Source organism: Dyadobacter endophyticus (assembly GCF_014641595.1).
GTDB lineage: Bacteria > Bacteroidota > Bacteroidia > Cytophagales > Spirosomataceae > Dyadobacter > Dyadobacter endophyticus.
On the sequence record NZ_BMIA01000001.1, the window covers coordinates 882,854 to 896,875 of the forward strand.

At 49.3% G+C, this 14,022-nt stretch carries 15 protein-coding genes; 5 read left to right on the forward strand and 10 right to left on the reverse strand.

Features of this window, described 5'->3' with window-relative positions; translation table 11 throughout:
- Positions 1 to 2: 2 nt before the first annotated feature.
- The 4 genes from IEY24_RS03630 to IEY24_RS03645 all read right to left on the reverse strand — a co-directional run bounded on the left by IEY24_RS03630 (position 3) and on the right by IEY24_RS03645 (position 3,844).
- Positions 3 to 680, reverse strand: a complete 678-nt coding sequence (locus IEY24_RS03630) for a response regulator (protein ID WP_188928740.1) — start codon at positions 678 to 680, stop codon at positions 3 to 5.
- Positions 677 to 1,210 (reverse strand): 5' nucleotidase, NT5C type, encoded by a 534-nt coding sequence (locus IEY24_RS03635; RefSeq protein WP_188928742.1) that lies wholly within the window; start codon positions 1,208 to 1,210, stop codon positions 677 to 679. The genes IEY24_RS03630 and IEY24_RS03635 overlap by 4 nt, the downstream gene beginning before the upstream one ends.
- Positions 1,210 to 2,508 (reverse strand): dihydrolipoamide acetyltransferase family protein, encoded by a 1,299-nt coding sequence (locus IEY24_RS03640; RefSeq protein WP_188928744.1) that lies wholly within the window; start codon positions 2,506 to 2,508, stop codon positions 1,210 to 1,212. The genes IEY24_RS03635 and IEY24_RS03640 overlap by 1 nt, the downstream gene beginning before the upstream one ends.
- A gap of 64 nt (positions 2,509 to 2,572) precedes the next feature.
- Complete coding sequence (locus IEY24_RS03645) at positions 2,573 to 3,844, reverse strand: competence/damage-inducible protein A (protein ID WP_188928746.1); 1,272 nt, start codon at positions 3,842 to 3,844, stop codon at positions 2,573 to 2,575.
- 107 nt (positions 3,845 to 3,951) lie between these two features.
- Here IEY24_RS03645 and IEY24_RS03650 point away from each other — a divergent pair, with 107 nt between their 5' ends.
- Together IEY24_RS03650 and gldC are read left to right on the forward strand one after the other, a co-directional pair.
- Positions 3,952 to 4,677, forward strand: coding sequence for a DUF4197 domain-containing protein (locus IEY24_RS03650; protein ID WP_188928748.1), 726 nt, complete (start codon positions 3,952 to 3,954; stop codon positions 4,675 to 4,677).
- Between the two features lie 70 nt (positions 4,678 to 4,747).
- A complete protein-coding gene (gene gldC / locus IEY24_RS03655) occupies positions 4,748 to 5,089 on the forward strand; it encodes a gliding motility protein GldC (protein ID WP_188928749.1) in 342 nt (113 codons plus the stop codon).
- 50 nt (positions 5,090 to 5,139) lie between these two features.
- On the opposite strand, the gene IEY24_RS03660 is transcribed toward gldC, so the two are convergent.
- Genes IEY24_RS03660 through ispG form a run of 3 tightly spaced genes read right to left on the reverse strand, consistent with a single transcriptional unit; the run spans position 5,140 to position 7,688 of the window.
- Complete coding sequence (locus tag IEY24_RS03660; protein WP_188928752.1) at positions 5,140 to 5,499, reverse strand: MmcQ/YjbR family DNA-binding protein; 360 nt, start codon at positions 5,497 to 5,499, stop codon at positions 5,140 to 5,142.
- Complete coding sequence (locus IEY24_RS03665) at positions 5,496 to 5,675, reverse strand: DUF6728 family protein (RefSeq protein WP_090379576.1); 180 nt, start codon at positions 5,673 to 5,675, stop codon at positions 5,496 to 5,498. The genes IEY24_RS03660 and IEY24_RS03665 overlap by 4 nt, the downstream gene beginning before the upstream one ends.
- Before the next feature lie 9 nt (positions 5,676 to 5,684).
- Complete coding sequence (gene ispG, locus IEY24_RS03670) at positions 5,685 to 7,688, reverse strand: (E)-4-hydroxy-3-methylbut-2-enyl-diphosphate synthase (RefSeq protein WP_188928754.1); 2,004 nt, start codon at positions 7,686 to 7,688, stop codon at positions 5,685 to 5,687.
- Positions 7,689 to 8,006: 318 nt separating this feature from the next.
- Here ispG and IEY24_RS03675 point away from each other — a divergent pair, with 318 nt between their 5' ends.
- Genes IEY24_RS03675 through IEY24_RS03685 form a run of 3 tightly spaced genes read left to right on the forward strand, consistent with a single transcriptional unit; the run spans position 8,007 to position 10,252 of the window.
- Positions 8,007 to 8,735: a hypothetical protein gene (locus IEY24_RS03675; RefSeq protein WP_188928756.1), complete on the forward strand. Its 729-nt coding sequence runs from the start codon at positions 8,007 to 8,009 to the stop codon at positions 8,733 to 8,735.
- Positions 8,736 to 8,757: 22 nt separating this feature from the next.
- Entirely contained in the window at positions 8,758 to 9,162 is a 405-nt protein-coding gene (locus tag IEY24_RS03680; protein ID WP_188928757.1) for a hypothetical protein, read from the forward strand.
- Positions 9,163 to 9,166: 4 nt separating this feature from the next.
- Positions 9,167 to 10,252, forward strand: a complete 1,086-nt coding sequence (locus IEY24_RS03685; protein ID WP_188928760.1) for a T9SS C-terminal target domain-containing protein — start codon at positions 9,167 to 9,169, stop codon at positions 10,250 to 10,252.
- A gap of 26 nt (positions 10,253 to 10,278) precedes the next feature.
- On the opposite strand, the gene IEY24_RS03690 is transcribed toward IEY24_RS03685, so the two are convergent.
- The 3 genes from IEY24_RS03690 to IEY24_RS03700 all read right to left on the reverse strand — a co-directional run bounded on the left by IEY24_RS03690 (position 10,279) and on the right by IEY24_RS03700 (position 14,010).
- Entirely contained in the window at positions 10,279 to 11,361 is a 1,083-nt protein-coding gene (locus IEY24_RS03690) for a GHMP family kinase ATP-binding protein (protein WP_188928762.1), read from the reverse strand.
- Between the two features lie 4 nt (positions 11,362 to 11,365).
- Positions 11,366 to 12,589 (reverse strand): sugar MFS transporter, encoded by a 1,224-nt coding sequence (locus IEY24_RS03695; RefSeq protein WP_188928764.1) that lies wholly within the window; start codon positions 12,587 to 12,589, stop codon positions 11,366 to 11,368.
- Between the two features lie 68 nt (positions 12,590 to 12,657).
- On the reverse strand, positions 12,658 to 14,010 hold the full coding sequence (locus tag IEY24_RS03700; protein WP_188928766.1) for a Gfo/Idh/MocA family protein: 1,353 nt from the start codon (positions 14,008 to 14,010) through the stop codon (positions 12,658 to 12,660).
- Positions 14,011 to 14,022: the final 12 nt, after the last annotated feature.

Genomic DNA, 14,022 nt, shown 5'->3' on the forward strand with positions numbered 1-14,022 from the left:
GCTTATTCTACTTTGAGCACATAACCCATGCCGAACTGGGTGTGGATCAGTTTTACCGGGTAATCTTTATCGATCTTTTTGCGAAGGTAATTTACATATACTTCAATGACATTGGTACCTGTGTCGAAACCGATGTCCCAGACCTGTTCCGCAATCTCGACCTTTGAAATAACTCTTCCCTGATTGCGGATCAGGTATACGAGCAGGTTAAATTCCCGAGCCGTCAGATTAATCTTATTACCCGAACGATAAACGGTTTTGGCGTCCAACGATACTTCAAGATCCGCAAATTTTAAAACTTGTGCCGTATGCGAAATGGTCGATCCACGCTTCGTAAGCGCACGTACACGCGCAAGCAGCTCTTTAAATTCGAATGGCTTGACCAGGTAATCGTCCGCGCCGGCATCAAGGCCCGTTACTTTATCGTCGGTAGTGCCAAGGGCTGTCAGCATGAGGATAGGGGTCTCATCGCCCCAGCTGCGTATTTCCCTGCATAGCTCGATCCCATTAATGCCGGGAATGATAATGTCACTGATAATTAGCTGGTAAACATTGCTGCGTGCCAGTTGCTTTCCGATCAGCCCATCATAGGCTATATCGACATCATAGCCATTCTCTTCCAGCCCCTGCCGAATTGATTGCAATGTTTTCGGCTCGTCCTCTATCAATAACAGTTTCATACGCTATGCAAAAATAGTTCTGACACATCCTTCCAACTTGAAACGCGCTTATAATTGGTTTCCCTTAGGTTATGCGGGGCTGAAAAAAGGATTCCCTTGCCTTTGAATGCCGCCAGGTTACGCACATGGTCGTCGATCAGGTAGTCCGACTGGATAATACTTTTATATCCGCAGAAAACTACATTCGTCCACGGAATAAATGGAAAATGCTTTTTAAGCCAATCGAACTTATCGCGAAATGAATTGGGGAACTCCATGCAGGCTGTGGCGACGAATAGTTCGTAATATCTGGAAAGCTTGTGCACGGTTTCAATTGCGCCTTCTTTTACCGGGATATCCGCAAAAAAGCCGGGCGTATCCATGATCTTGTGCAGCTTCGATAGCTGTTTCGGGTGCAGCAGTTCCCTTAATCCCTTTGTCTGGAAATCCTCCCGGTTCAACACGGTCGAAAAGTCTGCGAGGACGATGTCGACGAGCTTTTCGTGGGTATTCGCCAGCACATCGTCCATGTCCAGGGTCAATCTCAGCATCAGATTATGGTTCGGCTAATATCGAAGTTTTCGAGATAATCGTTCACGCGTTTCAGGAACAAGCCGCCCAGCGAGCCGTCCACCACGCGGTGGTCGTACGAATGTGAAACGAACATCATGCTGCGGATACCGAGCAAATCGCCCTGCGGTGTTTCGATCACCGCTGGTTTCTTTTTGATCGCTCCGAACGCCATGATCGCCACTTGCGGCTGAACGATGATCGGCGTTCCCATCAGGTTTGCAAATGCCCCGATGTTTGAAACTGTATAGGTACCGCCTGCTAGGTCGTCAGCTTTTAACCTATTCTCCCGTGCTCGTTTCGCGAGGTCGTTGACTTTGCGGGCGAGGCCTGGCAGGTCATAACGGTCGGCATTGTGAATGACCGGTACGATCAGGTTCCCGTCCGGTAATGCCACGGCCATTCCTATGTTAATGTCTTTCTTTTTAATGATTTTGTCGCCCTCCACCGAAATGTTGATCAGCGGATAATCCTTGATGGCTTTTACGACCGCTTCAATGAGAATAGGGGTAAATGTGATGCTGTCGCCCGTTTTCTTACGGTAATCTGCCTTGACGTGCTCCCGCCAGCTGACAACCGGCGTCATATCCGTTTCGATGAACGAGGTAACGTGCGCTGAAATCCTTTTCGATTCCACCATCCGCTGGGAGATCATCTTCCGCATGCGGTCCATTTCGATGATCTCGTTGCTGCCATTCAGCGAAGTGGCTGGCGCAGCTATAACCGGTGCCTTTTTGCGCCGGTGCTCCACATAGGAGAGAATATCGTCTTTGGTAACCCTGTTTTCGAGCCCCGTTCCTTTGATCACTTTCAGTTCATCCACCGGGATTTGTTCGTTGCGCGCAATGCTAAGCACAAGCGGTGAATAGAAGGAGTTGGCCGCGGTATCTGTTGGAGCATATTCATAAACCGGCTCCGGTGTTCTGCTGACAGCCGTTTGAAAGTCTTTTTCAAGTACCGCTACCGTTTCAGCTACGTCTGCTTCTTCCTCCACAGCTGTTAAAAGCGGCGAGCCGGCATCCTGTGCAACCACATCATCGTCAACTTCTATCTGCGCGACAGCACTGCCGATCGGAACCACATCGTCGATCTTGACGAGCCATTTGGTAAGTGTTCCCTCGTAAGGGCAGGGGACTTCGGTATCTACTTTATCGGTAGCCACTTCCAGGATGGAGTCATCGATCCGCACTTTCGCCCCCTCTTCTGCAAGCAGGTGAAGCACGGTGCATTCCATGATGCTTTCCCCCATCGGAGGCATTACCATTTCAACTATTTTCATACTGGGTGTTTTTTCGAAGGTAATGAAAACATGCTTTCGTTACCTCTTTGATGCTGATCTTCGTTTACCCCTTTACTGCGAGAGAAGTTTTTAAAATGGTTTTTCTCAACAGATTGAGTGCGTAAGAGCAGGTTAATTCTATATTGATTTTTCTGTTGTTCCTTAATGTCAGTAATTGGGTAAAGGTCTCCTCGGGCGTCGCGCAGGCGATCCACACGGTGCCCACCGGCTTTTCTGCTGTGCCACCGTCGGGCCCTGCGATACCGGTAGTTGAGATGGCAAATGTGGTGTTCAGCAATCGGCGTGCGCCCTCGGCCATTTCGCGCGCCGTTTGTTCGCTCACCGCACCGTAGGCTTCAAGCGTTTCGCGCGATACACCCAGCACATTCATTTTAACATCATTACTATAACTCACCACCGAGCCTTCGTAATACCGCGATGAGCCGGGAATACTCGTGATTTGGTTGGCAACATAGCCTCCGGTGCAACTTTCAGCGGTGCCTACTGTCGCATTGCTATTTATCAGAAGGTTGCCGATCACGGTTTCGAGCTCGTCTGAATCGTAACCGAATACGTGTTCTTCGATCAACGGCATAACCAATGAAACCTGCTGGGCCAATTCTTTTTCCAGAACATCCTGATCCGTGCCGGTACCGGTAAGCCTCAGCCTTACCTGCCCGAAATGCGGCAGGTAAGCCAGTTTAATGTGCTCGGGCAATGCGTCCTCCCAGGCGGAGATTTTTTCGGCAAGAAAAGATTCTCCAATGCCGATCGTACGAATCGATTTATGCTGAATGATGTGGGTAGAAAATCGGGCTTTGAGCCGTGGCAGGATTTCGAATTCCATCAAACTCTTCATTTCATAAGGAACGCCGGGGAGCGACACATAAATGACCCCGTCCTTTTCGAACCACATGCCTGGCGCTGTTCCCCAGAGGTTCGGAATGTAGGTACAGTTTTTGGGAAGCGCTGCCTGTTGAATGTTCAGCTCGGTCATGGCGCGGCCCCGTTTGGCGAAAAATTCGGTAATGAGCGTCAGGGCGTCCTGGTTGATTTCCAGCTCGGTACCGAAATATTCGCAGAACGTGTGCTTCGTAATATCGTCCCGCGTGGGCCCGAGGCCGCCGGTTACGATCACCACATTCACACGCTGGCTGGCTTGCGTAAATGCATCCAGGATGTCCTGCTTGTTGTCGCCAACAGAAGTTTTCCTTGCCGGACGGATACCGATGTCAGTCAGTTGGGTGCCAATCCATTGCGTATTCGTGTCGACGATTTGACCAAAAAGAATCTCGTCACCGATCGTGATTATTTCAGCCCTGGCGGAGGAAATCATAGGTTTTCAACAGGTTAAATGGGACCGTTATTTTCCCAAAAATAAGTAAAATTAATCGTTATTGAGTACGTTTGAACCGTAGTGAAATATTAACAAACTCTATTATAATGAAATACAAAATCCTTTCATTAACGCTGTTTTGGCTCATTTTAGGACACACTTCGCAAGCACAGTTCAATCTCGGGAAGTTGCTCGGCAAGGGAGGTGGGAAAAGTGGCGGACTCAGTGAGAATGAGATCGTTCAGGGCTTGAAAGAGGCGTTGAACGTGGGTGTCAGTATCGGTTCGGACTCCGCTTCGAAGTTGGATGGTTTCTTCAAAAATGAGCTGATTAAGATCGCTGTACCGCCCGAAGCGCAAAAAGTGGCCGAAACGCTGCGCAAAATGGGACTTGGGGAACAGGTTGATAAATTTACATTGTCGCTCAACCGCGCCGCAGAGGACGCTGCCAAAAAATCCAAGCCGATTTTTTTTAAGGCGGTTAAATCCATGAACGTCCCCGACGCATTAGGCATTCTGAAAGGCTCTGACGACGCGGCAACGCAATATTTGAAGAAAAGTACTAACGATGAGCTTTTCAAGACATTCTTTCCGGTAGTTGACAGTACCTTGAAACTCAACAAAGCGACGCAGTATTATGCGGACATTGTCAAAACTTATAATCAGATTCCCCTGGTTAAAAAGGTGAACCCCGATTTGAAGGCGTACGCGACGCAAAAGACGATCGACGGCCTGTACGTGTTGATCGCGCAGGAGGAAAAGAAAATCCGTGAGAATCCGGGTGCGCGGGTGACCGATTTACTGAAAAAAGTGTTCAGTCAGTCGGGGAAGTAAGTTGGGCTTCCCTGATTTGGACTGCCCGTTTGGGTTCAAATGCTTACTTTTGTAAAAATTAACACCTCTTATGAAAAAGTCAGAAATACATTTCACCGTTGAACTAGACGAAAAAAATATACCGGAGAAGATCTTTTGGGACGCGACCGATAACCCGAATGAAGGTATCAACGACACCCGCGCGATCGCGATCGGCGTATGGGACCATTACCACCGCGGAACGCTGAAAATCGATCTCTGGACCAAGGATATGGAGGTTTTCGAAATGAAACGCTTCTATATCGAACTCATGAGCGGTATCGCGGACACCCTGCTGACTGCCACAAACGACCGGGGAATGGCCGATCTGATCGAAGGCGTTTGCGACACGTTGAGCAAGCGACTGGATGAAGAAATGAAAGCGGCGAAATAATCGGATATCAGTCTGAGCGCATGGGACGGCCCCATACGCTCAGACTGACATTACACAATATCTTTTAATTCCAGTTGCGATTTTTTCGGTAAACCGGCCACAACCAGGTCGTAGGAGTCTTTCACCCAGCCAAAAAGCGCTTCGCTCGGAATGCTGCCGGTCACAAGCACCGTATTCCAATGCTTTTTACTCATATGGTACCCCGGCTTCACGTCGGGGTATTTTTCTCTTAATTCTTCCGCTTTTTCCGGGTCGCATTTCGCATTGAACTGATGCTGCGGCGAATCCAGCGGCGTAAGCAGGAATACCTTTCCCACCACTTTAAATACCAGCGTATCGGGGCCAAATGGTAATTCTTCCGTTACGCCGGGCAATTTCAGGCAGTAATCCCGCAGCGATTCAAGGTTCATCGTGTTAAGGCTCTGACGATCATGATAATCACACAAATCAAAAACATGACGATCGAGATACGATTGATCCCGTGCATCATGCGCAAGTTGAACGAATCGGGGTTATTCGGGTCGCGCTTTTTGAAAACGCGGATGAAGTAAGAAAACACTTCGCCCAGTTGAAAATACTTTTTCATTGTATTTGTTTAAACCAAAATTTCACGTTCCTCCGGCTCTATCCACCGGCCATCTTCCCGGATCAGCTCGATCAGCTCCTCCACCGCTTTGGATGAATGTACCGACCGTTTGATCACTTCCTGGCCCCGGTACAGCGCAATTTTGTCCTTGCCCATTCCCACGTAGCCGTAGTCCGCGTCGGCCATTTCTCCCGGGCCGTTCACAATACAGCCCATAATACCGATTTTCACACCTTTCAAATGCTCCGTATGTTTGCGGATCATCGCCGTTGTTTCCTGCAAATCGAATAAGGTGCGGCCGCAGGAAGGGCAGGAGATGTATTCCGTTTTCGACATCCGAGTGCGCGCCGCCTGCAAAATGCCGAATGCAATACTATTATAGGAAGCGGCAGCTTTCAACTTGTCTGCGTGCGTAGTACCTTCCGCGAATTCAGGCGAAAGCAACGTTCCGTCGCCGAAACCGTCCACTAGCAAGCCGCCAATGTCTGTGGCGGAGTATAAGGTCAGTTTATCGCCAAGATTAGTTTGATACCTCCCGTTTATGATCACCGGGACTTTGATGTGCAGCTCTTTCAGTTTGTAAAAGAACCGCCGCATTTCCGGCATCGCGTGCGCATTATGCGTATGTAGCAGGAGCACAACGTTCTTTTTATCTGAAATAGCATTCAGAAATGCCTCGTCGAACGTGTGGATATCCCCTTTGATAAAATTCAGGCCGGAAGAAGTTTCCGCTGCGGCATTCCATTCTGAGATTTCGAATAGCGGGAATTTGTTGCCTTTTTCAGGATGTACCAGCCATTGGGGATAGTCCAATATCTCGCGCAGGCCGTTTGGCAGCATGAAAGGCACCGGTTTTTGCCCTGTGTAGATAAAATCGGCACCCTGGTCGTTCATGGCCCATTTGTCGGGAACCGGCAGAAAGAAGTGCCCGATACTTTTTAGATTGTCGAGCTGCTGAACATCGATATTCGAATAGTCGGCAATAACGCGCGGCACATTCAAATGGCCGATATTGTAAACTTCCTGCGTATCGCGACGGGTATATTGGAATGGATTGATCGGGCAATGGTCAATCGGCTCGATCGGCGCATGCGTAGCGCGCGACGTGTACCGCTCGATCAACGCACGAGCCACAGGCGCCTCTTTTTCCGGTGCCTCGGTCAATGACACCCGCACCGTATCGCCCAGGCCGTCTTCCAGCAAAGTACCGATGCCAACCGCCGATTTAATGCGGCCATCCTCTGCCTCACCTGCCTCGGTAACCCCCAAATGCAGCGGATAAGGCTTCAAACCTTCCTCATCCAGCCGTTGCACCAGCAAGCGATAAGCTTCCACCATCACCTGCGTATTGCTCGACTTCATCGACAATGCGATGTTATAGTAATTGAACTCCTCACAAATCCGCAAAAATTCCAGCGCCGATTCCACCATTCCCAGCGGGGTGTCACCATAGCGGCTCAGAATCCGGTCCGAAAGCGAGCCGTGGTTGGTGCCAATGCGCATTGCCGTGCCATATTCCTTACAAATTCTCACCAGAGGAATAAACTTCTCCCTGATCCTTTCCAGCTCGGCGGCATAGGAAGCGTCGGTATAATCGATCACTTCAAAACGCTTGCGGTCGGCATAGTTACCGGGGTTGATCCGCACCTTTTCGACGATCCGTGCGGCTAGTTCGGCTGCGTTGGGCGTAAAATGGATATCGGCAATCAGCGGCACCTGAATGCCCAGCTTGTGCAATCCATTGCGGATATTTTCAAGATTCTGCGCCTCCTTCACGCTCGGTGCAGTGATGCGCACATACTCGCAACCCGACTCTACCATCCGGATCACCTCGTCGATCGAGCCCTGTGTGTCCATGGTATCGACGGTCGTCATCGACTGCACGCGGATGGGGTAATCGGAGCCCATTGGTATATCGCCGATATGGATGGAGATCGTCCGGCGCCGTTCATAGGCGGTCAGCGACGGGCAGTAAATATTGGTCTTTTGTTCAGAAGGTGTGATCACGGTCATGGAATGGTAATATCGACAAAGGTCTTAAAACTAAAACACAATTGGAATCCCAATGGTGCATTTTTCCATTGCCGCCTGCTGGTTTGTAACCAATGCTTATCGTATCGTAGATTTCCTACGCGGCGACCGGTCGTATATTAATTCCAGCCGGACACTCATATCAAATATGAATGGTTATGTTTTGTATTTGAAAAGTTAAATATTTGTTTCCGCCACTCCGATAGCACATAGGAAAAATCACTTACTCAATGTTCCGAAAAGGGCCGCTGAATGGTCGTGGCATATGCATGCATTATTCACCATGTAAATCGGAGCTATATGAAGAAAGCAAGTCTATGTTTAGTTATCACACTGCTGTCACTGGGCGCATCCGGGCAAGCATTACCGCGCTGGAACTACCCGTGCAAGCCCGGAACTCCATGCTGGAATGCGCTTACGTCCGTTGCGGAAAGGCAGAATGCCTGTCAGATCACGGGTATCGATTTGAGCACATTGAGTACCGAGGAGTTGCTGTTGATCACGATGGAGCATCCGTTTTTTCGGAGTTATGTAGCGCATGACAGTCCGCTTGAAGGGCTAGCGTTCGCGTTGGAAGGTTTCAATGGTTTTTTGGAGTTTCAAAAGCGGCCTGAGGCGATGAAAGCATTATGCGACGTCTATTTCAGCGAGGATTTCAGTAAAGTCGAAACAATGCCGGACAGCGCGGAAATGGGCGCGTACTCTCTCAAATGGATAGGGGTGGAGTTGATCATGAGCGATGAAAGACTCTTGAATCAAATGTCTTCTCTGGAAAAAGTCGATTTTTTGAAACGGTTGCATTTGCAGTTGCTTGTAAAGCAGCGGTACCGGGATGTGTTCGGAGGCATTTCGGACGGGACGAGTGCTTACATTTTTGATAAAGTAATGCATTCAATGGGCATCGAAATCTTGGAAGACGAGTTTGAGCCAGATACGATTAGACCATTTCAAAACCGATTGATCCTAAGGCCTGCCGAACCGCTCGCATTGTTATTGAACAAGTTTGATGAGTACGTAAAAAACAATTGAATTTAACTAAAACTAAAATGTCATGAAAATATTTACATCTTCCGGCAGGCAGCAAAATGCCTTTGTAATCAGATTTTTGCCATTGACTATTATTGCATTGATGCTAATCGGGGAGTCCTGCACTCAAACTGAGGTAAGGGAATACGAGGCCACCGAGGCTTGCTTTACCAAAGAGGCGCTGGAAACTGTTCCTTGGATAAAAGACGAGCTGGCCTGGTTTCAGCAACCCAAAATGGGCTCTTTGCGCGTCGCGGTATACAGCTATAAATCAGATTACTATCTGGCGTTCGAAAATTCCTCCTTATCCGGTCCCCAAAGTCATATATTTAACTGCACGGGTCAGAATCTGGGAGATTTGCAGATTCACTATAATGACTTTTATGACAATGGCGATTTGATGGCGGTTTTATTAACCGGTAACTACTGACAACATGGATAGGATCAATATCGTAGCACTAATGGTGCTCACGTGCATGCAGATATCTAACGCACAGGTAAATACGCCAAACGGAGTGGCGGTACCTTCATCGGCTCTTTTCGTGTATCCAAATGCAGGGAAATACACAAACGCTCAACTACAAGCCGATCAAAATGCCATTCAGAACGGACTTTACGGCCCAAGTTGTGTTATTCTGGCGAACTACTCGAGGCAGTATAACTGCCATGGATATGCGTGGCATGTTTCAACCGGAGGCAATCAGATTTGTATAGATCAACCGACCTACGGCGGCGTTACTCCCTATGTCGCAGGCGCAAATCCAAGCTATGTGCAGGGAAATTACAGCGGATCGCAGGGAAAAATGAGGGTTCGCTATTCGGGGGATCACTCGGCCGTAACTACCTATGACCCCGGGAAGTTTATTTCGAAATTTGGTCCCGGCCCATTGGTCAAGCACAATTCAACCGATGTACCACCAGGATATGGCACGCCATCCACTTACTGGACATGCAACTACGCGCCGCCGCTAACAAGTGTCTACCTCGACGGCAAGCTTATCTCCGGAAGCTTCCAAAACACGACGTGGGGAGCGCACAATATGCAAATATTCTGGGGCCTCGACCCTGATACAGGCCCGATATTCAGTTCAACTGCCGGTAGCACCATCATCAATAATCAGAATTCAGGTACTGTGAATTTTACATTTAATGGCCCTTCGAATAATGGCGGTGTTTCGATCGCATTCTGTGGAGCGCCGCGGCATTCGTTTACATTCTTCAAACCAAGCGGTGCAAAAATGCAGGCTTATCCAAATCCAGTTCAGGACGAAGGTGTTATCTCGATACTGTCTGATTCACAGGAGGATATTCGAGCGGTTAATCTCGATAATCGGGTTAATAAAATGATCAAGTTAAGTCTGCTGGATGACCGGCAACAGGTTTTGCAGGACTATTTGCCAGACGGCGAAGGGAACCAAACGACGGTCAAGTTGAAAGCAGGATTGAAGGGAGCTTACTTTTTAAAAGCAACTTTCGAAGACGGAACAATCCAAACAAAGCGAGTGCTGATCGAGAAGTGAGGCGACAAAGCGCCCCGGATGGAAGATTATCCTTCGATCCGGGTGCCTTCGTCGACTGTAATGATATAACTCTTGCCACCTTCGCGTTCGATGGCTTCGGCCACTTCCTCTGCGTGCGTGGGGGCATATGCGAACATGCAGCCGCCTCCGCCGGAGCCGTTGATCTTGCCGCCCAATGCGCCGGCACCGAGTGCCGCGTTCATCATACGTTCGATTTTCGGCGTGGAGGTCCGTTTGTGGTCGCGGAGGTTTTGGTAATGCTTGTAGAGCAAGCCTCCGAATTGCTTGTCGAAATTCTGGGTCGCGTGGTCTTCGGCGCTGTCGATCAGCAGGGCTTTCCCTTCGACGAGAATATCTCGATCTTCAATGTTCGCTTTAAGCAGGCCTAGCTGGTCAGTAGATAGCAATGACTTGTAATCTGCCAACTGGTCGATCGCTGTCGTGAAAATAGAAAACGAGGGATCGTAATCAGTGACGATTTTGATCACATCCTCCATTCCGTATCGACAGCGGGCTATAATGCCTAGGGTGTCCTTCGGTTCCAGCGAATCGCCCAGGACGAATGTCCCCAATTTGGGCGTCAATGCTTCTACCTTTATTACGGGCGTCGACTCCAGGTAAATGACGTTGCCAATGGCAGTGGAATAATTGTCCATCATCCCCCCGGGCTCGCCGAATTCCAGCACCTCGGCGGCATTGGCGATTTCTCCCAATTCCTTTTTGGAGAAATTGAGGGGATTGTCGCTTAGCTGGTCCAGGAATTTTGCCCAGGAAACGATCAGCGCAGAAGAGCTGGACGTTCCCGAATTGATAGGGATATTACCGTGGATGGTCGCTTCGAAACCTTTCGAGAATGTCAGCCCTTTTCTTTTGACAACATTAACCGTGCTGCGGAAATAATCCCGCGGCTTGACGTAAGGGAAGGTTGTGTCGAGGGAAAACGTTTCTGTCGTGCCCAGATCGGGCAAATGCAATACTATTTTATGATCATCGCGACGGTCGCCATCAACGCTAATCCTTCGCGATATGGCCGCTGCGATCACGGGGAGCCCCAGGTAATCCTGGTGTTCCCCGAAAAAGCAAATACGGCCGGGAGTTGAAATCCTCATTGAACTACCAGCTTTTCTTTTTGTGGCCTGCAAAGCCGAAATACAGCATGTAAATGTAAAGTGGAACCAAAATCCAGTAAGCTTTCTGCGTACTGCCGATCGAGTCGGCGATGCTTCCGTAGACCAAAGGTAATACCGCACCGCCGGAAATACCCATTACAAGCAATGCAGAAGCGATCTTTGTGAATTTGCCCAAGCCGCTCAAAGCCAATGGCCACAATGCGGGCCAGATCACCGCATTGGCAAAGCCGAGTATTGCAATGCAGATCACAGAGGTGAAACCGGTAGAGTTGATGGCTATCACAGTTACAATCAGTCCCAGAATAGCCGAGAATTTTAAATAGGCCTGCTGCGATACATATTTGGGGATCAGTACAATACCAAGCAAATAGCCGGTCATCATACCATATAATGTATAGGTTCCGAACAAACGGGCCTCTTCCTCAGGAAAACCGAGTGAAACCCCATAGCTGATGATCGTGTCGCCGGCGATTACCTCGGCACCTACGTAGCAAAACAATGCTAACACACCCAACACGAGGTTAGGGAACTGCAATACACTTGTTTTCTGTGCCGCTACCGGCTGGCCCACTACGGGCGCATCATCTTCTTCTTCGCTCACTTCTACCAGTCCTTTCGACATTCTGATCACCAGTGCCAGAATCACCAATACGGCTGTCAGCACCAGGTAAGGCATTGCCACTTTGTCGAGCTCCGACTTTGGATCTCCCGTGGACGCGCCTGCGAGAAGGAGTTTACCGAAGATGATCTGGCTGAAAATACCGGCCGATTTGTTGGCGATACCCATAATACTGATACGCTGTGCAGCACTTTCGCGCGGCCCTAGTATCGTCGCATATGGATTGGAAGCGGTTTGCAACACGGTAAGGCCGATCCCGATCGTGAACAAGCCGACCAGAAACAGCGGATACGAGGCCATTTCCGCAGCCGGAATGAAAATCAGCGTACCTACTGCCATAACCCCAAGCGCCAGCGACATACCGTTTTTAAAACCGGTTTTTTTCAAAACCATCGAACACGGGATTGCCATGACTGTGTAGGAAATAAAAAACGCGAACGTTACCAGGTAGGAACTGGTGTTGTCGAGTGAGAATGCTTTCTTGAAGAAGGTGATCAGAGTTCCGTTAACCCATGTGACGAAACCCATCACAAAGAATAGAATGCCGATAATGAAGAGGGGACCCAGGTAACTGTTCTTTTTGCTCATTTAAGTCGTATTTGGATAAGTTGTTCAGGTTATTCGGTATGGGTAAAAATTTGGATTTGTTATAATACTCAATATTCATCATTCAGGCCAAATATTGGCTTGTTTGTTCGCCATTTTCCCCGCGTAAAGTCCGGGATCTCAACGGGCGAGCTTCCACGGGCGATGGAAAGCTCGGACAAGGGACTGATCGCGCTCCAAACCGCTGCGTCGTAAACGTCGATCGGTGGGGCTGTTTTGCGCTTGATAGCCTCTACAAAGCCTCTTAACACAAAGTAATCGATACCCCCGTGACCTGCATTCTCGGCTTCTTTGGCATATTTTGTCCAAAGTGGGTGATCGTTCTTGTCGAGGTAAGGCTTGTCGGGTTCGCCGATGTGCTCTTTGGGAGATACGCCTTCGAGGTAAATCGTGTGGCCGTCGTTCATCCAGATCCCCTCAGTCCCCTGTGCACGGAATGCGAGCGAGTAGGGACGCGGTGAGTTGGTATCGTGGACGAGCACGATGTTTTCGCCATTATAGCATTGAATGACGGTTGTCACGATGTCGCCCAGTTTAAAATTCACTTTGGCATTAGGATGGTCCTTGCCGCCGTGGTCTACTATATATTTATGTAAACCTCTGGATTTGGTGCTGGTGGATGTTAGATGCGTAAAACAGTTGCCCCGGTTGATATCTAGCCAATGCGCCACTGGTCCGAGCCCGTGGGTAGGGTAGAGGTCCCCGTTACGGTCGACGGAATGCTGGGTGCGCCATTTTGCCTCGGAGAAGCCTTTCGTACCGAATTCGACGCCGTGGCCTTCATTGCTTTTGCCGGTGTTGAACTTAATGGCCCGTAAATCGTGCTGGTATCCGCAATGCGCGTAAGTCATTTCGCCAAACATGCCTGCCCGGATCATTTTGAGAATGGCCATCACATCGCGGCGGTAGCACACATTTTCGAGGATCATGCAATGCGAGCCGGTCTTCTCGAAAGTATTGACCAGGTCCCAGGATTCCTGCAACGTAACGGTAGCCGAAACTTCCACCGCCGTATATTTCCCTGCATTCATCGCCGACAGCGCCATCGGCACATGCCATTGCCAGGGTGTAGCAATGAGTACACCGTCCAGATCGTCGCGTTTGACGAGGTTCAGAAAATCTTCCTCGCCTTTGGAATACACGGCTGGTGCTTTGCGCCCCGCTTTTTTGATCTTGTCAAGCGTGATGTTGACGGCGTCGGGGTCGATATCGCAAATTGCATTGATCTCGACATCCGGGCGGAAAAGTGCCTGCTCCACATGGTTGCGGCCTCTCAGCCCGACCCCGATAAATCCCAAGCGTACATTTCCTGCTGGTTTTGCTTTTTTTAAGTTAAGCGATGGGATGATCCCCGTGATGGGTGCCGCCAATGCTGTTTTTTGCAGAAAATCACGTCTATCCATATCAAAATCTCT